Annotated in this window: 1 pseudogene; it reads left to right on the top strand. The window is 46.4% G+C overall.

Annotation, left to right across the window (positions count from 1 at the left end):
• Nucleotides 1-267: pseudogene (locus SB775_RS30215) on the top strand (imidazoleglycerol-phosphate dehydratase); the annotation flags it as partial.

The raw sequence follows: 267 nt of genomic DNA, 5'->3' as shown, positions 1-267 counted from the left end.
ACAACAGAAGATATCGGCATCGTGCTTGGGCAAATGTTTAAGGAAGCATTAGGTGATAAAAAAGGAATCAAGCGGTACGGATCTAGCTTTGTTCCAATGGATGAAACCCTTGCCCAGGTCGTAGTCGACCTAAGCAATCGTCCTCATTTGGAAATGAGAGCGGTCTTCCCGAGTCAAAAGGTCGGCACCTTTGATACGGAGCTCGTTCATGAGTTTCTATGGAAATTTGCCCTTGAAGCCCGTATGAACCTCCATGTGATCGTTCAC

The organism is Peribacillus sp. SIMBA_075 (genome assembly GCF_046534585.1).
Note: the sequence above shows the minus strand (reverse complement) of the source record. Positions and strands in the feature narration are given on the sequence as shown.